Origin of the sequence: Pyxidicoccus caerfyrddinensis (genome assembly GCF_010894405.1) — a bacterium.
Classification (GTDB): Bacteria; Myxococcota; Myxococcia; order Myxococcales; family Myxococcaceae; genus Myxococcus; species Myxococcus caerfyrddinensis.
The window spans coordinates 529956-546721 of sequence record NZ_JAAIYA010000006.1; the positions used below are offsets into that span (position 1 = coordinate 529956).

The 16766-nt window shown below is 71.0% G+C and carries 15 protein-coding genes; 7 read left to right on the forward strand and 8 right to left on the reverse strand.

Features of this window, described 5'->3' with window-relative positions:
- Nucleotides 1–42: 42 nt before the first annotated feature.
- Genes G4D86_RS17565 through G4D86_RS17575 form a run of 3 tightly spaced genes read right to left on the reverse strand, consistent with a single transcriptional unit; the run spans nt 43 to nt 2002 of the window.
- A complete protein-coding gene (locus G4D86_RS17565) occupies nt 43–834 on the reverse strand; it encodes an energy transducer TonB (protein ID WP_163995095.1) in 792 nt (263 codons plus the stop codon).
- Between the two features lie 16 nt (nt 835–850).
- Nucleotides 851–1288, reverse strand: a complete 438-nt coding sequence (locus G4D86_RS17570; RefSeq protein ID WP_163995096.1) for an ExbD/TolR family protein — start codon at nt 1286–1288, stop codon at nt 851–853.
- A gap of 3 nt (nt 1289–1291) precedes the next feature.
- On the reverse strand, nt 1292–2002 hold the full coding sequence (locus G4D86_RS17575; RefSeq protein ID WP_163995097.1) for a MotA/TolQ/ExbB proton channel family protein: 711 nt from the start codon (nt 2000–2002) through the stop codon (nt 1292–1294).
- A 299-nt stretch (nt 2003–2301) separates the two neighbouring features.
- Here G4D86_RS17575 and G4D86_RS17580 point away from each other — a divergent pair, with 299 nt between their 5' ends.
- Nucleotides 2302–3519, forward strand: coding sequence for a hypothetical protein (locus tag G4D86_RS17580; RefSeq protein ID WP_163995098.1), 1218 nt, complete (start codon nt 2302–2304; stop codon nt 3517–3519).
- Nucleotides 3520–3568: 49 nt separating this feature from the next.
- Here G4D86_RS17580 and G4D86_RS17585 read toward each other — a convergent pair whose 3' ends face one another.
- From G4D86_RS17585 to G4D86_RS17600, 4 genes are all read right to left on the reverse strand, one after another.
- Nucleotides 3569–4564 (reverse strand): aldo/keto reductase family protein, encoded by a 996-nt coding sequence (locus tag G4D86_RS17585; protein ID WP_163995099.1) that lies wholly within the window; start codon nt 4562–4564, stop codon nt 3569–3571.
- A gap of 12 nt (nt 4565–4576) precedes the next feature.
- A complete protein-coding gene (locus G4D86_RS17590; protein WP_163995100.1) occupies nt 4577–5059 on the reverse strand; it encodes a DoxX family protein in 483 nt (160 codons plus the stop codon).
- Between the two features lie 50 nt (nt 5060–5109).
- Complete coding sequence (locus G4D86_RS17595; RefSeq protein ID WP_163995101.1) at nt 5110–5934, reverse strand: helix-turn-helix transcriptional regulator; 825 nt, start codon at nt 5932–5934, stop codon at nt 5110–5112.
- A gap of 73 nt (nt 5935–6007) precedes the next feature.
- A complete protein-coding gene (locus G4D86_RS17600) occupies nt 6008–6592 on the reverse strand; it encodes an RNA polymerase sigma factor (protein ID WP_163995102.1) in 585 nt (194 codons plus the stop codon).
- Between the two features lie 124 nt (nt 6593–6716).
- On the opposite strand from G4D86_RS17600, the gene G4D86_RS17605 reads away from it, so the two are divergent.
- Entirely contained in the window at nt 6717–6929 is a 213-nt protein-coding gene (locus G4D86_RS17605; protein WP_163995103.1) for a YgaP family membrane protein, read from the forward strand.
- Between the two features lie 87 nt (nt 6930–7016).
- On the opposite strand, the gene G4D86_RS17610 is transcribed toward G4D86_RS17605, so the two are convergent.
- Nucleotides 7017–8981: an alpha-amylase family glycosyl hydrolase gene (locus tag G4D86_RS17610; protein WP_163995104.1), complete on the reverse strand. Its 1965-nt coding sequence runs from the start codon at nt 8979–8981 to the stop codon at nt 7017–7019.
- A 956-nt stretch (nt 8982–9937) separates the two neighbouring features.
- Here G4D86_RS17610 and G4D86_RS17615 point away from each other — a divergent pair.
- The 5 genes from G4D86_RS17615 to G4D86_RS17635 are packed head-to-tail and all read left to right on the forward strand — an operon-like array spanning nt 9938 to nt 16766.
- Nucleotides 9938–11509 (forward strand): hypothetical protein, encoded by a 1572-nt coding sequence (locus tag G4D86_RS17615; protein WP_163995105.1) that lies wholly within the window; start codon nt 9938–9940, stop codon nt 11507–11509.
- 29 nt (nt 11510–11538) lie between these two features.
- On the forward strand, nt 11539–12537 hold the full coding sequence (locus G4D86_RS17620; RefSeq protein ID WP_205519611.1) for an AAA family ATPase: 999 nt from the start codon (nt 11539–11541) through the stop codon (nt 12535–12537).
- Entirely contained in the window at nt 12530–14260 is a 1731-nt protein-coding gene (locus G4D86_RS17625) for a hypothetical protein (RefSeq protein ID WP_240360305.1), read from the forward strand. The genes G4D86_RS17620 and G4D86_RS17625 overlap by 8 nt, the downstream gene beginning before the upstream one ends.
- Nucleotides 14257–15240: an ABC transporter ATP-binding protein gene (locus G4D86_RS17630; RefSeq protein ID WP_163995107.1), complete on the forward strand. Its 984-nt coding sequence runs from the start codon at nt 14257–14259 to the stop codon at nt 15238–15240. The genes G4D86_RS17625 and G4D86_RS17630 overlap by 4 nt, the downstream gene beginning before the upstream one ends.
- The gene (locus tag G4D86_RS17635) at nt 15237–16766 is read left to right on the forward strand and encodes an ABC transporter permease (protein ID WP_163995108.1); all 1530 of its coding nucleotides are present in this window, start codon (nt 15237–15239) and stop codon (nt 16764–16766) included. Before G4D86_RS17630 ends, G4D86_RS17635 begins: the two co-directional genes overlap by 4 nt.

The following is a 16766-nucleotide window of genomic DNA, read 5'->3' on the forward strand; positions in this document are numbered from 1 at the left end:
GGACGCGAGCGGGGCCACTCCCCGAGAGGAGGAGCGGCCGCTTCAGTCCAGCAGGAAGGTGTACGAGTACTTCATCTCCGTGGAGACGGCCTCGCCGCCCTTGATGGCGGGCTTGAAGCGGAAGCGTTTGATTGCGTCGCGCGCCGCTTCGTTGAGGCCGTAGCCCGGGCCGTTGAGAATCTTCGCGGCCACCACCTTGCCCTCGTTGTCGATGGTGATGGACAGCGTCACCGTGCCCTCGACGCCGGCGCGGCGGGCCTCCTCCGGGTAGGGAATCTTCACCTCGGAGGCCACGGTGGGCTCGGAGTCCACCTGGTAGATGGGCGTGTACTTCGGCGCGGAGTACCCCTTCACCTCCTTGGGGTCCTTCGCGGTGCGGTCCACCCGGCCATAGGACGTGTTGCCCACGGGCGCGGCGAAGGCGCCGGCGCTGGTGGTGGACGACATCGTCATGCCCACCACGAGCGGCGGCGGCTTCGCCTGCGGCTCCGGCGGAGGCGTGTTGTTGGGGGGCGGCGGGGCCTCCACGGGCGGCGGCGGCTTGGGGGCCTCGGCCACCTTGATGGGCGGAGGCTTCACCGGCTTCACCTTGGGCGGAGGCGGCTTGGGCTCCTCCTTCTTCTCCTCGGGAGGCGGCGGCGGGGGCGGCTTCTGCACCTCCACCATGACCAATTCCACCGGGCGCTGGGCGACGGGGCGGGGCCGGTCCGCGATGCGGGCGAGCATCCAGAAGCCGCCAGCGTGCAGCACCAGCGACACGAGCAGGAAGGCGACCACCGCGTTCTGCGAGCGGCGGGGAGGCAATGACGAGCTGTCGAGGACCGCCTGGCTCATGGGCTGACGTCTCGCTTCAGGGCGCGGCGGGCGTGGCCGCGGGAGCCACGTCCTTCTCGATGTTGAGGGCGAACTTCGCGATGCCCTGGCCCTTCACCACGTCGATGAGCCGCATCACCCGGCCATACGCGAGGCTCTGGTCGGCGCTGATGATGGCGCGGGTGTCCTTGTCCTTCGCCACCTGCTCGGCCACCTTCGCGGTGAGGTCCGCCTCGCTCACCTCGGTGCCGTCGAAGAAGAGCTTGCCCTCCTTGTCGAGCACCACGTTGACCAGGCCCTGCACCGTCTCGCCGCCGTTGGCCGCGCGGGGCAGGTCCACCTCCACCGTCTCGCGGACGATGAAGTTGGCCGTCACCATGAAGATGATGAGCAGCACCAACACGATGTCCACCAGCGGCGTGACGTTGATGCCGGTGATTTCCTCGTCGTTGTCCTGCGGGGCGCCCGCCGCCATGGCCTAGCGGACCTCCGCGGCGCGCGGGGCCGCATCGGCAGCGGGACGCTCGGCGCGCAGGCTGCCCACCAGGGCGAAGCCCAGGGCGTTGGCGCGGCTGGTGAGCGTCTTGAGCTGGCGGTTGAAGACGTTGAAGGCCACCACCGCCGGAATCGCGACGGCCAAGCCCACCGCCGTGGCGACGAGCGCCTCGGAGATGCCGGCCATGACGGTCTGCTGGATGGCGGCGCCCTTCGAGGCGGAGGCGCCCAAATCGTGGAAGGCCTTGATGATGCCGAGCACCGTGCCGAACAGGCCGATGAAAGGGGCGTTGTTGCCCAGCGTGCCGAGGAAGGACAGGAAGCGCTCGTACTGGGGACGCTCGCGGGCCATGGTGGAGGCAATCACCTGCTCCACGGTGTCCGCGCCCTGGGCGGTGGACGCCAGCGCCTCGCGGACGACGGCGGCCTCCATGCCGCTCTTGCCTTCCACCGCCTTGCGCGCCGCCTCGAAGTCACCGCGAGCCAGGCGCACGGCCAGGGCTTCGGAGTCGGGCAGCCGGTGGCGGGCGAAGTACACCGCGCGCTCCAGCATGATGGCGATGGAGAGCACCGAGAGGACGACGAGAATCCACAGCACCCACTCGGCGGAGCTGAGCGTCACGCCGAGCAGCTTGCTGCTGAGCCAGCCAAGCTCGGGTTGACCCGTCTGGGACAGGAGGAGGTAGGGCGTCATGAAGGTAGGCCTGGGTGTAGGTGGGCTACGAGCCTGAAGTAACCCGGTTGCCAACTCGCGCGCCCATCTCTTGTTCCCCGAGCCGGGAAAGTCAAATGGAAGGGCGGGTTTGGTGCCCATCCGCTCGGTGGGGGACGGGGACCTGGCGCGGAAGTCGAAGGTGTCACGCTCCCGGTACGCCCCGGGGCCCATCGTGTTACCGGCGGGCGGTGGACGGTGACGGACGCTTCTCCGGAGCACGCTTCATCCTGCCCGCCCGCCCCCTGTATAAGAAGGCGCACTTCGTCACGGGGGAATCCATGATGTTCAAGGGCTTCAGCTTCGCGGTGATGGTGGCGCTGGTGGTCACGGGCTGTGGGCAGTCATCGACCCTGGTCTCCGCGGATGGGCGCTCGGAGGCGGAGGAGTCGGAGGTGACGCCCGAGCTCCCGCACCCGACGACGAACGAGCCGGTGGATGGGGGCTGTGGCGAGCCGGTGCCCCGGCCTCCGCCCGACTCCGACTCCTGCTCCTTGTCCCGGCCGGTGCTGCGCATCGAGGACTGTCCGACGGAGCAGGGCTACCGGGTGACGGGCTACACGAAGCCGGACCCCCGGGGCCCGGAGCTCGTGGTGCTGGGCATCTACGAGAGCAGCAGCGACCACTCGGCCACGGGCGAGGCCACGGTGCACGTGAAGCGGACGACGCCCCATGTGCTGGTCCTCTCCTCCTACGAGCCCACGCGGTGGACGCTCGACGTGGCGCCCGGCGCTCGGCTCGAGCGCGTCATCCTGAACGGGTACCACGCGCAGAGCCTGGCCTCCGTGCCCGCCGGTGTCGCCGTGGAGAACCGCAGCGAGGTGGGCCACTACCTGTCCGCCTGCGCGTACAAGTGGCCGGATGACAACCAGGGCTGCAATACGCAGGGGCTGATGACCGGCTTGCAGCGGCTCACCTCCCACGAGGTGACGGACTTCGCCGGGTGCTACCGCGCCACCCAATTCACCGTGGAGGACGGGCCGGGCTCGTGCCCTCCGCCGCCGCCGCCGCCTTCGCCCGTCAAGCATGAGGCCGTCTGCACGCCGGGGCAGGGCACGCTGTCCACCTACGTCGCGCCGGCCCTGGGCTCGCCCGAGCTGCACCTGCTGGGCGTCTATGAGTCGCACTCCAACCACGGCGGTGGCACCCACCCGGAGGGCGCGGCCACCGTGGACGTGACACGGAAGGCGCCGCTCATCCTGACGCTCTCCTCGTACGAGCCCATCCACTGGACGGTGAACGCCGCGCGGGGGGCGCGCATCCAGCGCATCATCCTCAATGGCTATCACGAGCAGCGCGTCACCGCGCCGGAGGGGATTCCCGTGGAGAACCACAGCGGCCCCGGCAAGTCGCTCGGCGCGTATGCCTACGCGTGGCCGGCCACCTCGGGCGGCAGCGACACGCAGAAGCTCGTCACGGCGTTGGAGTCGCTCACGTCCACGCGGCTGAGCTCCTTCGCGGGCTGCTACCAGGGCACGTACTTCAAGCTCGGCGAGTGAGTCCCGCCGCGCGGCCCCGTCTCTCCAGGAGGCGGGGCCGCGGGTGGCCCTACGGGCGCTGGGGCGGGCTCTCGGTGAGGGCCGGGTCCTTCTGCACGACGGGGCCGAGCACCGTGTCGATGCGGCGCAAAAGCTCCGCCTCCAGCTTCACGCCGGCGGCCTTCACGTTGTCGTGCACCTGCTCCGGACGGGTGGCGCCGATGATGGCGGAGGAGACGCCCTTGTTCTGGAGCACCCAGGCGACGGCGAGCTGGGCCATGGTGAGGCCGGCCTCCTTCGCCAGCGGCTGGAGCTGCTGCACGCGGGTGAGCACGTCGTCCGACAGCAGCCGCGACATGAAGCGCGAGCCATTGGGGTCCGTGGCGCGACTGCCGGCCGGCGGCGGCTTGCCGGGGAGGTACTTGCCGGTGAGCACGCCCTGGGCGAGGGGCGACCAGACAATCTGCCCCAGGCCCTCCGCGTCCGAGGCGGGGATGACCTGCGACTCAATCACCCGCCACAGCATGGAGTACTGCGGCTGGTTGGAGATGAAGGGCACGCGCAGCTCGCGGGCCAGCGCGGCGCCCTTGCGAATCTGGTCGGCGGTCCACTCGGAGACGCCGATGTAGAGCGCCTTGCCCTGCCGGACGAGGTCGGCGAAGGCCAGCATCGTCTCCTCCAGCGGCGTCTCGAAGTCGTAGCGGTGGGCCTGGTACAGGTCCACATAGTCCGTCTGGAGCCGCTTCAGCGAGCCGTCGATGGCCTCGAGGATGTGCTTGCGCGACAGGCCCCGGTCGTTCTTCCCGTTGCCGGTGGGCCAGTACACCTTGGTGAACAGCTCGTAGCCGGCGCGGCGCTGGCCCTTGAGCGCGCGGCCGAGCACCTCCTCGGCCCGCGTGCCCGCGTAGACGTCCGCGGTGTCGAAGGTGGTGATGCCCGCGTCCAGCGCCGCGCGCACGCACGCCAGCGCGGCCTCCTCCTCTACCTGCGAGCCGTGGGTAATCCAGTTGCCGTAGGAGATTTCACTGACGACCAGACCACTGCGTCCGAGATGGCGAAAGTGCATAGGCGCGCGAGACTAACCATGCGCCGGAAGCCTCGCACGGCCGAAGGTGCGCCACAGTCCACCGGCCCACGCCACCCAGGCGATGTAGACGAGCTGGAAGGGGATGCGCAGCCAGAAGTACCAGTCCGGCAGGGGCAGCACGTGCGAAGCGCTGTTCGCCGCGGCCTCGTGGATGTTGGCGGGGAGGATGGCCACGAGCAGCGCGATGAGCCCCAGCGCCGCGAGCCGCCGGGTGCGCTCGAGCAGCATCCCTACGCCCCCCGCGACCTGGAAGGCACCGGAGAGGAGGACCCAGAAGTGCGGGGACGGGAGCTGCGGCGGAATCATGGCCTCGTAGCGCGCGGGCATGAGGAAGTGCATGACGCCGGCCCCGATGAAGAAGAGGCCCGCGGCCACGGCCGCCCTATCCCTGGGCGTGGCGAGCGCCGGGAGGCGGCGCAGCGGGGGCAGGTGCAGCAGCGCGAAGAAGGTGAGCAGGACGAGCGAGAAGGTCATGACGGGCTCCTTGAAGGGTGGCGTCGGACGGGTTGTCCGTCGCTGTGCCTTCAAGATGCGTCGGTGGGGCGGGCCTTCGCTTGAACGAACTGGCTACGGCGTTGGAGCGACGAGGGCGTGGTGCCGAACATGCGCCGGAACGTCCGCGTCAGGTGGGCCGAGTCCGAGAAGCCGGCCGCGTGTGCTGCCTCCCCGAGCGTCCTGCCCGCGGCGATGGCCCCCGCCGCGCGCTGGAGCCGCAGCCAGAGGAGGTAGGGCCGCAGCGGGACGCCGAGCGAATCCGTGAAGGCATGCATCAGCCGCCCGGGTGACAGGCCCGCGACTTCGGAGAGGGCTTCGAGGGACGTGTCCTCGGGCGCGGGCTCGGCGCGCAGGTGGCGCAAGAGCTTGCGCACGCGCGGGTGGACGCGGTGTGGAGCCTCCGGCGTGCCGGAGAGGGCTTCGAGGGTGGACTCCATCCACGGGCCCACGGCGTCGTGGGGGATGGGGCCGGTGCGGGGCAGGGCGCCCAACAGGGCGTCGCGCCGGGCCTCGTCGAAGAGGCGCACCGGACCTTCGAGCGAGGCCTGGAGCCGGATGCCGTCGTGGCTCTCCGGCTCGATGAAGAGGAGGAGGACCTCACTGCCTCGCGCGTCGAGCGAGTGGGCGGCATCGGGCGCCACCAGGACGCCGGCCGCGCGCTCGGCCGGCTTCATGCCCTGCGCGCGGACGGTGAGGGTGCCCTGGCGGCAGAGCACCAGGTGCATCGCGTGGTGGGCGTGCTTCGTGGACTGGTCACCCGGGCCCCACATCGCGAGCGCGGCGGGCCAGACCACCAGCGGCATGTCCGGCCACGGAGCCCGGGGCGCGAGTTCTGGAGGTCGGGCGAGCAGCATGGGAGGTGAGGTCGCTTCCTCGTGTGGCCGGATGACGTCTGAAGTTAGCGCGGCCTCCGTGGGAGTGCAGGAGTCAGTCCTTGCTCGGGGCTGCGTCCGGAATCCCGGCGAGAAGGTGCTCGCGCACGGCGAGGCGGGCCCGGTGGAGTCGCGTCTTCATCGCCTCCAGAGTGAGGCCCATCGCCCGGGCCACCTCGGGCCCGCTGAGGCCCTCGATGTCGCGCAGCACGAGGACCTCGCGATAGGGGGGCTCCAACAGCTCAATCGCCTCGCGCACTCCGCGGACGACCTGCTCGCGGCTGACGGCCTCCTCGGGCGTGGGAGCCGGGTCGGGCAGGTCCAGCGCCTCCGGTGCGTCCACGAGCGAGCCCAGGGCCTTGCGTGCGCTGGCGAAGGGCCGCATGAGCCGGAGGCAGGCGTTCCTCACCACGGTGAGCAGCCATGTCCCCACGGAGGTCTCCTCGCGCAGCCGGGAGACTTCCCGGCTCAGCGTCACGAACGCTTCCTGCACGGCGTCCTCGGTGTCCACGGCGTCGCGGCACACGCGCAGGCCGAAGCGGTAGACGCGCGCCTGGTAGAGGCGCACCAGTTCATCGAGCGCGGCACGGTCCCCTTCGCGGGCGGCCTGAAGCAGGGTTGCGTGGGGCAGGGGGTCCATCCCGTCCCTGGATAACCGAGCCCGCGCCGGGCCGCGAGGGACGTCCGCGAAAAATCCCGCTGAATCCTTTTCCCGCCTCACGGGCTCTCTGGGGCACCCACCCTTTTCAGACGGGAGTGACGCGATGACTCGCAATGTAGGCAACGTGGACAGGACGCTGCGCGCGGTGGCTGCGGTAGGGCTCGGAGTGTGCGCGGTGGTGGCGCCGGTGGATGGCTGGATGCGTGGACTGATGGCGGCCCAGGGGCTCTACTTCCTGGGGACTGCGCTGGCGGGCACGTGCCTGGGCTACCGGCTGATGGGGAGGTCCACCTGCCCGGTGTCGTCCCGCGGTTGAGGCCCTTACGCCGGGCGTGGAGCGCCGGGCCTCCGGATGGGAGTGGTCATCCCACGGAGGCCCGCACTCATCCGCCGTGTCCGCGCATCACCAGCGGTCCTTCGACAGGATGACGGCGCTGTAGCTTCCCAGCGCGAGCCCGCCGTGCGCGGGCATGCCGTCCCGCCCGCCCCACGAGGCCCAGAAGTCATTCGTGGACGTGTTGCCGAAGTCGGGCGCGTAGCCCTGCCAGTCGCTGTTGAAGCGCACCCGCCACAGGCCGTCCGTGGGCAGGCCGAACTCGTACCAGGAGAAGGCACGGCTGCCGAGGTTGACCAGCACCACCACGTCGTCGCCGGGGCCGCCGTGCTGCCAGCGGTGGAAGGCCAGCACCTTGTCCGCGTGGTTGAGGTGGAAGACGTGGATGTTCTCACCGCGCAGGCCCGCGGTGGTGTCGTGCCAGTTGCGCCGCAGCTGGATGAGGTCCTGGTACGCCTGACGGATGCCGGTGAACCAGCCGGCGCGGCTCCAGTCGAGCGGGCTGCCGTCATCGAAGTGGCCGTCCTGCAGGAACTCCTGCCCCATGAAGAGCATGGGGATGCCTGGCGCGGTGAGCGTCAGCGCCGCGCCGAGCACGGACTTCTTCTTCGCGCGCCAGCTCCCGGTGTCGCCCGGCGCCACTTCCGACGGAATGCGGCTCCTGCCGTTGGCCACCTCGTCGTGGCTCTCCGTGTAGATGACGCGCTGGGTGGCCTGGCCGTTGTAACGGAAGTACAGCGCGTCACGGACGGCGTTGAGGTCTCTCGCTTCATCGAACGGCGTGGTGAGCGCGGCGCGCACGGGGTGGACGAAGGACGGGTCCCACTGCGAGTCGCAGCCGGCGCCCTGGGGATGGGTGAGGGCCGCGTCTCCGCCCATGTCCTCCGCGATGACGAGCTTCCATGGGAACTCGCGCTTCACGGCCTCGCTGATGGCGCGGAGCACGTCCCAGCCGGCCGGGTTGTCCACGCCGTTGGCGGTGCGAATCTCCTTCGTGGCGTCCAGGCGCAGGCCGTCCATGTGGTACTCGCGCAGCCACATGAGCGCGTTGTCGCGCAGATAGTCGCGCACCTCGGGGCGGCCGTAGTCGGGGCGTGTCTGGCCCCAGGGCGTGTTCGCGCGCTCGTCCGTGTAGAAGTACATGCCGCCCCTGCCGAACGTCTCGCCGTCGAAGTCCCAGTGGGGCAAATCGCTGGGGCCCAGGTGGTTGTAGACCACGTCCAGGATGACGCCGATGCCGCGCCGGTGGGCCTCGTCCACGAAGCGCTTGAAGTCGTTCGGCGTGCCGTACGAGCTCTCTGGCGCGAAGGGGAAGGTGGGGTTGTAGCCCCAGGAGAAGTCCCCGGCGAACTCGGAGGAGGGCATCAACTCCACCAGGTTGACGCCGAGGTCTCTCAGGTAGTCGAGCTTGTCGATGGCGCTCAGCCAGTTGCCGGGGCCCCAGCCCGGCGCGTCGTGGAAGGTGCCCACGTGCAATTCGTAGAGCACCACCTCGTTGAAGGCCGGCATGCGGAAGTGGTCGTCGAAGCGCCAGAGGAAGTCGCGGTGGTCGACGATGATGCTGTTGCCGGTGGAGGTGGTGACGTCCGCGGCACGCGGGTCATTGCGCCAGCGCCAGTCGCCGTACTTCCCCTGGATGACGTACTGGTACTGGTGCCCGTTCCAGGCGCCGGGGACGTCGCGGGAGAAGTTGCCCGAGGGCTCGCGGGCCAGCTCTATCGCGTGCCAGTTGCTGAACTCGCCCACCACCTGCACGCGCTGCGCGTGGGGAGCCCAGACGCGGAAGGTGGTGCCGCCGTCGTAGGGGATGGCGCCCATGCCGCCGCGCCAGGACGGCTCGGGCCAGGACTCGGGGACGAAGGTGGTGAGGTTCGACGGCGCCTGGAGCTTCTCCGCCGGGCCGAACAGCTCCGGTGCGGAGCGCGTCCGGGGTGTGCGCTGGAGGACTTCGTTGCTGCGTGCCTTGCAGATGGACTCGTGGAAGTCCTTGCGTGGCCGCTTCACCTCGTCTGGCTTCACCTTGTTCGTCGCCATGTCGTCCCCCGGGATTTCGAGGGGCGGCATTCCGACAGCGCGGCCGGGCGAGGGCAACCCGGCGCAGGTACGAACGCGTTCAGTTCAGGGCAGTGGCAGCGAGCGGAATCAGGGCATCGGCCCTCCGCGAGCCTGGCCAGCGCCAATCCCAGACAGAGTGCTTACAAATCTGAATTCATTGCTTAAGCTGTCGTGCTGCGGCAACTCGCGTTCGCCGCGCTTCCGCGCAGGGCGGAAGTCACTGGAGTCACACATATGCTCATGCCAACGCTTCGACTGACTCTCTCCTGCAGTGCCGCGCTTTTCCTCACCTTCGCCACCGCCGCGATGGCCGAATCCACCGGGGCTGCTCCGCAGGCCGTCTGTGAAGGCTCCGCGCAGGTGGCTTCCCGTGAAGGGGATACCCAGGAGTCGTCGTTCCTGTGTTACGAGGCGCTCTGCGAAAGCGACTCGGATTGTCAGGCCGCCTGTCCCACTGCGCAGACCGCGACGTGCGTCCAGTCCAGCTGCCAGTACACGTACTCCGGTGGTGGCCCTGGCGGTGGTGGCGGGCCTTTCTGTTCGGCGCGGTTCTGCTCGGATGATTGGGACTGCGAGTGCAATGGCCGGTATGGCTACTGCGGTTCCGACTCGACCTGCCACTTCTGAGCGCTAGTGGCGACAGCCGGCCCGGCTCGATGCCGGGTCGCGCTGCTCGAGCGTGGCACGGCCTCTTCGCTGGCGGATGCCTTCAATGGCGTGTGTCCTTCAGGAGGCGCATCGCGACGTCGTGCGCGTGGATGGCCCGCTCATGACTCCCTGGGAAGGGATTGGGAGTCCGGGGAGCATGGTGCGGAGGTGGGCCTGGCAGCCGACCGCTCGCGGCGGTGAAACGACGGTTGCCGGTGGGTCCGTGACGCATCAGCCGGGCGTCGCTTGTGGGGAGTGGGCCGAGTGTCCGACACTCCCTCTCCTACATGGCCGCCAGCGAAGAACGCCGCTTCCAGGCATTGGTGCTCGCGCCCGTCCGGCGGGTGCAGCGGCGTCTCAATGCCGTGGCCTGGGCCGAGGCCGGTGTCGCTCCGGTGTGGGCCACCGCCACCGCGTGCGTGCTCGCCCGGCTGCTGCTTCGCGGCGCCGTGGTGTGGGCCTTGCCCCCCTTGCTGGCCGCGGGCTTCGCGTGGTGGTTCTGGCGTGCGCGCTCGCGCGGCGTGTCGCTGGAGCACGCCGCCGTGCTCGCGGACCGCTCGGCGAATGCGGGCGGACTGCTGCTCACGCGTCTGGAGCGGCCTGTTGGTGAATGGGAGCTCACCGTCAACCAGCTCGCCGGTGCGGTGAAGACTCCCGAGGTGCCGTGGCGCAGGCCCGCGGGCGCGCTGCTGGGCGCGATGCTCTTCGCGGGCGTGGGTTTCGTGCTGCCGCTGCCCGCGCCGCGCGTCCGTCCCGCGAATGCCGCCGCCGCCGCGAAGGTGGCCGCCGTGCAGGCCCAGGCGGAGGCCCTCGCGAAGGAGGAGGCGCTGGACGAGGCCGTGCAGGACGAGCTGCGTCGGCTCGCCGAGGAGGTCGCCGAGGGCCGCTTCGACTCCGGTGACTGGGAGGCCGCCGACGCGATGGAGAAGCGGCTCGCGGAGAAGGCCGCCGAGGCCGCCGCCGAGCTGTCTCGCGCCTCCGAGGCCGCGCGCGAATTGGAGGAAGCTCTGGGCGCCGCCGGAGGTGCCGAGGCCACGTCCCGCGAGCGCGAGGAATTGGAGCGCGCGCTGATGGAGCTGAGCGGCGGAGACCCCAGCGCCTCCGAGGATGGCAGCGAAGGTACGGAGCAGGCCCAGGGCGACACCGGTGCGCAGGGACAGCAGCAGTCCGGCGACTCCCAGCAGCAGGGACAACAGGCCCAGGCACAGCAGGGGCAACAGGGACAGCAGGGCCAGGGCCAACAGTCGCAACAAGGTCAGCAGGGGCAACAGGGACAGCAGGGCCAACAAGGGCAACAGTCCGCCTCCGGGCGGGCCCGCTCGCAGGCCTCGGGCTCTCCGGACCAGATTGCCAACCTCCGCCAGTCCCTGGAGCGACGTCGCCAGGCACTGGAGAACCGCTTCGACCCGCAGAAGAACAACGGCTCCGAGGCCCAGGCCCAGCAGGGCTCCGGGCAGGGACAGAAGGGGCAGTCCGGCAGGGGCCGTCCGGGGCGCGAAGGCTCCGGTGAGGGCGAGGGCTCCGAGGGACAGGGCTCGAAGGGACACGCGAGCCGGGGCGTGGGCAAGGGCGCCGGCGCGGGGCGCGGTGGCGAGAGTCAGCCGCTGGTCTACGGAGACCAGGCGGAGATGGACCCGGAGCGGCTCGCCTTCGAGCCGCTGCCTCAGGGCAAGGGCGGTAACGAGGCCGAGGAGCTGTGGGGCCTCCAGGCCGCGGAGCCGTTGCGGCACGCGGGGCCCGCGGGAGCGGGTGGAGCACAGGGCACCAGTGCCCGGGGCGATGCGACGGCGGGGCCCGGTGCGGCGCCGCTGCTGCCTCGCAACCGCGACCTGGTGAAGCGGTACTTTGGGGGCGAGTAGTCGGGGTGTCGTCCAGAAGGGGAGAACACGTGGCAGCGGAGCTTCTCAGTCCCGTCGAGGCGCAGGGTGCGGCGGAGGTGGCGGCGCGGCTCAAGGACGCGCTCAACACCGTGATGCTCGACCAGGAGTCCGTCGTCGAGCAGGTGGTGGTGGCGGTGCTCGCGCGCGGGCATGTGCTGCTGGAGGGCCTGCCCGGCCTCGGCAAGACGGAATTGTGCAAGGCGCTGGCGCGGCTGCTCTCGCTGCCGTTCCGCCGCATCCAGTTCACCCCCGACCTGCTCCCCGGCGACATCACCGGCACCTACGTGCTGGAGGGCGAGGGCCGCCGCGACTTCGTCTTCCGCGAGGGGCCCCTCTTCGCCAGCCTCGTGCTCGCGGACGAAATCAACCGCTCCAGCCCCAAGACGCAGTCCGCGCTGCTGGAGGCCATGCAGGAGCGCAGCGTGACGGTGCTCGGGCAGACGCGCTCCCTGCCCGACCCGTTCTTCGTGCTGGCCACGCAGAATCCCATCGAGCTCGAGGGCACCTACCCGCTGCCCGAGGCGCAGCTGGACCGCTTCCTCTTCCGCGTCCAGGTGCCCCCCGTGAGCGCGAAGACGCTGCGCACGCTGCTCACCACGCGCGTGCGCGGCACCCCTCCGGAATTGTCCCCCGTGCTCGACGCGAGCGGCCTGGCGCGCCTGTTCACCGCCGTGGACCGCGTCCACCTGCCCGGCCCCGTGGCGGACTTCATCGGCCGGCTGGTGGAGGCCAGCGACCCCAGGCAGGCCTCCGCGCCGGACGCGGTGCGCCGCTTCGTGCGCTATGGCGCGAGCCCTCGCGCGGCGCTCGCGCTCGCCGCCTCCGGGCGGGCCCTGGCGCTGCTGCGCGGCCGTCCCAACGTGGGCTTCGATGACGTGGTGGCCACCGCGTCCGCCGCGCTCAACCACCGGCTCGTGCTCGCGTACGAGGCGTCGCTGGAGAAGGTCACCGCCCCGGACGTGGTGCGTGCCCTCCTGCAGGCGGTGCCCGAGGTGCCTCGTGGCTAGCACCCTGACGGTTGCGGTGCTCCTCGTGCTGCTCGGGTCCTCGCCCGCCGTGGCGGACGAGGAGCGCGTGCGCTCGGGCTACCGGAATGCCTCGGGCAAGAGCGAGGTCCTCCAGGAGGGCAACCTGCGCGTCTCCATCCGCACCGGGGTGCTGAAGCCTCCGCGGGGCTACACGCCGGTGGAGGTGGTGCTGCAGAACACCGGTCCACTCCCACTCCAGGCGCGGCTGTCGTTCCAGGGGCACTACGGCTCGGGCTCGCGCACCTCGGAGCGCACGGTGGAGGTGGGCCCCCGTGCGCGCGTCGTCACGTGGCTGCCCGTGCCCGCGGTGCAGCAGGCGGGCAACCTCCATGTGGATGCGCCCGGGCTGCCGAGGATGGTCCAGCCCATGTACCTGGACGACTCGGGTGATGGGGCCGCGCTGGTGCTGGGCACGGTGAAGGACTTCGAGACGGACCTCGGCCTGCGTGAGACGCAGTCGGAGCAGGAGCCCCTCTTCGCCGCCCGCTTCCTCGAGGAGCGCGAGGCGCCCCGCGAGCTGTCCTCGTACGTGGGCTACCCGGCGGTCGTCGTCGCCATGGACGCCACCCGGCTGCCCGCGGACGTGTGGGCCGTGCTGGAGGCGTACGCCGCCACCGGAGGCCGGCTCGTCATCACTCGCCCTTCACGGGACGTGCTCGAGCGACTTCCGCTGCTGCCCGCGACGGGCCGCACCGATGAGTCCCCGTATGGCTTCGGCCGCGTGCGCCTGGGCACGCGGTCTGGAGGCGACTCCCATGGCCTGGTGTTCGAACCCACGGGGAGCGGGACTGCCCTGGGAATGGTGAATCCCGTGGGCCCGCCGCCGCGCTGGGAGCGGGGCAGCGCGCTCCGCAATGGTGCCACGCCGCTGCTGGAGAGCGCGCGTGCGCCGGTGGGGCGCTTCCTCTTCCTCATCTTCGCCTTCGCGCTGGCGGTGGGCCCGGGCGGGCTGATGCTGGCGCGGCGCCGGGGGCCGGTGTCCGTGCTCGTGGCGGTGCCGCTGATATCGCTCGTCACGTGCCTGGCCCTCGTCGCGTGGTCGGTGCTGGTGGACGGCTTCGCGGTGCACGCCGCGCGCTACAGCCTCACGTGGTTGGACGGCGAGCGCTCCCGCGCGGTGACGCTGGGCGTGGGCGCCTGGTACGCCAACCTGACACCGGGCTCGGTGAAGCTCCCCGGCTCCAGCACGCTGCTGCCTCCCGGCGACGCGGAGGAGCCGCCCGCGGACCTGGACTGGACGGAGGGGCTGACGGTGACGGACGGCTTCCTCACGCCGCGCACCTACCGCGAGTGGGGCGAGGTCTCCGTGCTGCCCACGCGCGCGCGACTGGTGCTGCGGCAGGAGGGCAACGCGCTGCGAGTGCAGAACGCGCTGGGGGCGGCCATCGAGGAAGGTTACATGCGCCGGGGCAACGCGACGTACCGGCTGCCCGCGCTGGAGGATGGAGCGGAGGCGGCGCTGCAGGGGCCCGTGCCCGAGAGCGAGCTGGCCCATCCGACGGAAGTGTTGATGGACCAGCTGGGCGCCGCTCTGTTCGACCGGCTCCTCAAGAACAAGGCCGCCTTCCGCGCGGACCTCCCCGAGGGTGGCTTCATCGTGCGCACCGGGGGGCGGGGCATGGCTCCCACGTCCTCGGTGAAGGTGGAGCTGGAGGCCGGCATGCACCTGGTGCGCGGTCAGGTGCAGGAGGTGCGGCCATGAGCCTGCTGGAGGTGAAGGGGCTGCGGCGCGACTTCGGGACGCTGCGCGCCGTGGACGAGGTGTCCTTCAAGCTGGAGGCCGGCAGCATCCTGGGCTTCATCGGCCCCAACGGCGCGGGGAAGAGCACCACGCTGCGCATCCTCGCCACGCTGGACGTGCCCACCGCGGGCGAGGTGCTGCTCGACGGGCACTCGCTGGTGGACGCGCCAGACAGGGCCCGGCCGCTCATCGGCTACATGCCGGACCGGTACGGCACCTATGACGACGTCACCGTCTTCGAGTTCCTCGACTTCTTCGCGCGCGCCTACGGGCTGAAGGGCGCGCAGCGCAAGCAGCGGGTGGACTCCGTCATGGCCTTCGCCGGCCTCACCCCGCTGGCGCAGAAGCTCACCACCTCGCTGTCCAAGGGCATGCGGCAGCGCGTGGCGCTCGGGCGCACGCTGCTGCACGACCCGCGGCTCCTGCTCCTCGACGAGCCGGCGGACGGGTTGGACCCACGCGCCCGCATCGAGCTGCGCGAGCTGCTGCGCGCCCTGGCGGACCAGGGCAAGGCGGTCATCATCTCCAGCCACATCCTCACGGAGCTGGCGGAAATCTGTGACACGTGCGCCATCATCGAGCAGGGACGCCTGCTGGCCACGGGCAAGGTGGAGGACATCCTCCAGCAGGGCGGTGGCCACGCCGTGGCCCCGGAGCTGACGGTGCGGCTCGCGACGGGCGCGGAAGGCGAGGCCCTGTGGGCACGCGCGGAGCGGCTGCTGCTGGAGCAGCCGCGGGTGGCGCGGGTGGCGCGCGAGGGTGAGTCGCTGCGCGTGCGGCTGGAGCTGGAGGCGGGCGCCGGGCCCGCGCAGGCGGACGCGGCGGCGGCGGTGCTGCTGGCGGCGCTGGTGTCCGCGGGCCTGCCGGTGTGCGCGTTCAACGCCCGGGAGCGGAACCTCGAGGATGCGTTCATGACGGTGACGAAGGGGAGGGTGGCGTGAGCACGCCCGTGGACACGGCCGCGAGCACGGCACCGGAAGCGGAGGCGCCCGTGGCGGGAGGCACGGCGGCGAGCGTGGCGCCGTGGTGGGAGCGGTGGGGCGACAGGCTCAACCCGCTGGTGGTGAAGGAGGTCCGCCAGGGCCTGCGCACGCGCATCTTCTGGATGTGCTTCGGGTTGATGCTGCTGGCGTGCGTGGTGCTGTCACTCATTGCCTACGTGGAGGTCCGCGAGGCGGCCTTCGCGCGCCATGGCCGGGGCTTCTTCTTCTCCTTCTTCTTCTGCCTGGGCGTGGTGCACTTCTTCATCATCCCCTACAACGCCTACCGCTCCCTCGCGCGCGAGCGGGAGGACGAGACGTGGGTGCTGCTGGTGCTCACCGGCCTGGGGCCCCGCCGGATTCTGCGCGGCAAGATGACGTCGTACCTGGTGCAGGCGGGCCTGTATGCGTCGGCGGTGGGGCCCTTCCTCCTCTTCAGCTACTTCCTCAACGGCATCGCCCTGCCCACCATCCTCATCATCCTGGCGCTGGGGGCGGCGTGGCTCGTCTTCCTCACGGTGGTGGGCGTGTGCGCGGCGACGCTGGCGGACGGGCGGCTGGGACGCGCCTTCATCCACTTCACGCTGCTGGCCGCGCTGGCTACCGCGCTGGTGCAGGGGCTGGTGGCCGCGTTCGTGATGAGCGACGACGGAGACCGGCTGCTGCGCGATGACGATTTCCTCTACGCGGCGGGCATCTCGCTGCTGTTGATGCTCACCGACGGGTGGTTGCTCTTCGAGGCGGCCGCGGCGCGGCTGTCGCTGCCGACGGAGGACTACACGCGCGGGCCGCGCCGGGCGCTGCTGGCGCAGGTGCTGCTGGGCATGCTCGGCGGCGTGGCGGTGTGGTGGGTCGAGGGGCGCGACCACACCGTGTCGGAGGTGTTCGGCATCGTCGGTGCGCTGCACCTGCTCGCGGTGGGGCTCTTCGTGGCCACGGATGCGGACGGCCAGGCACGGCCGCTGCGCGCGGGCACGCGGCCATGGTCGCTGCTGCGGCCGGGCGCGCTGCGGGGCTTCCGGTTGGTGGTGCTGTTGCTGGTGGCCTGGGGATTGTTGTTCGTGGGGCTGGAGGTGCTGTCCGCGGACATGCCGCTGCGCGGGGAGTCGATGCGGATGGCGACGGTGGCGATGCCCACCTACGGCATCCTCTTCCTGTCGGTGGCGGTGCTGCTGGGACGGATGTCGCGCTCGGACCGGCTGTCCTCGCCCGCGGCGGTGCGCCTGCTCTTCGTGGCGTCGGCGGGCCTCGCCGCGGCGCTGCCTCCGCTGGCGGCCGTGTTGATGGAGTTGGAAGGGGATGACGGGCTCATGAACCTGCTCAACCCGGTGGTGGGCATCGTCAACTTCGGCTCGTATGACTACTCGACGTCGGGCCCGAAGATGACCTGGGCGCTGCTGGGCTTCGTGGTGGGCGTGGCGGTGCTGGCCGCATTCGCCGCGGACCGGGTGCTCGCCGAGCGCGAGAAGCGGGCCCACGCCTCGTGA

Excerpts from the sequence above, each read along its gene's own strand:
- G4D86_RS17570 (WP_163995096.1), bottom strand. The coding sequence starts at position 1,288 with ATGGCGGCGGGCGCCCCGCAGGACAACGACGAGGAAATCACCGGCATC.
- G4D86_RS17565 (WP_163995095.1), bottom strand. The coding sequence starts at position 834 with ATGAGCCAGGCGGTCCTCGACAGCTCGTCATTGCCTCCCCGCCGCTCG.
- G4D86_RS17610 (WP_163995104.1), bottom strand. The coding sequence starts at position 8,981 with ATGGCGACGAACAAGGTGAAGCCAGACGAGGTGAAGCGGCCACGCAAG.
- G4D86_RS17630 (WP_163995107.1), top strand. The coding sequence starts at position 14,257 with ATGAGCCTGCTGGAGGTGAAGGGGCTGCGGCGCGACTTCGGGACGCTG.
- G4D86_RS17595 (WP_163995101.1), bottom strand. The coding sequence starts at position 5,934 with ATGCTGCTCGCCCGACCTCCAGAACTCGCGCCCCGGGCTCCGTGGCCG.
- G4D86_RS17585 (WP_163995099.1), bottom strand. The coding sequence starts at position 4,564 with ATGCACTTTCGCCATCTCGGACGCAGTGGTCTGGTCGTCAGTGAAATC.
- G4D86_RS17600 (WP_163995102.1), bottom strand. The coding sequence starts at position 6,592 with ATGGACCCCCTGCCCCACGCAACCCTGCTTCAGGCCGCCCGCGAAGGG.
- G4D86_RS17605 (WP_163995103.1), top strand. The coding sequence starts at position 6,717 with ATGACTCGCAATGTAGGCAACGTGGACAGGACGCTGCGCGCGGTGGCT.
- G4D86_RS17590 (WP_163995100.1), bottom strand. The coding sequence starts at position 5,059 with ATGACCTTCTCGCTCGTCCTGCTCACCTTCTTCGCGCTGCTGCACCTG.
- G4D86_RS17615 (WP_163995105.1), top strand. The coding sequence starts at position 9,938 with ATGGCCGCCAGCGAAGAACGCCGCTTCCAGGCATTGGTGCTCGCGCCC.
- G4D86_RS17580 (WP_163995098.1), top strand. The coding sequence starts at position 2,302 with ATGATGTTCAAGGGCTTCAGCTTCGCGGTGATGGTGGCGCTGGTGGTC.
- G4D86_RS17575 (WP_163995097.1), bottom strand. The coding sequence starts at position 2,002 with ATGACGCCCTACCTCCTCCTGTCCCAGACGGGTCAACCCGAGCTTGGC.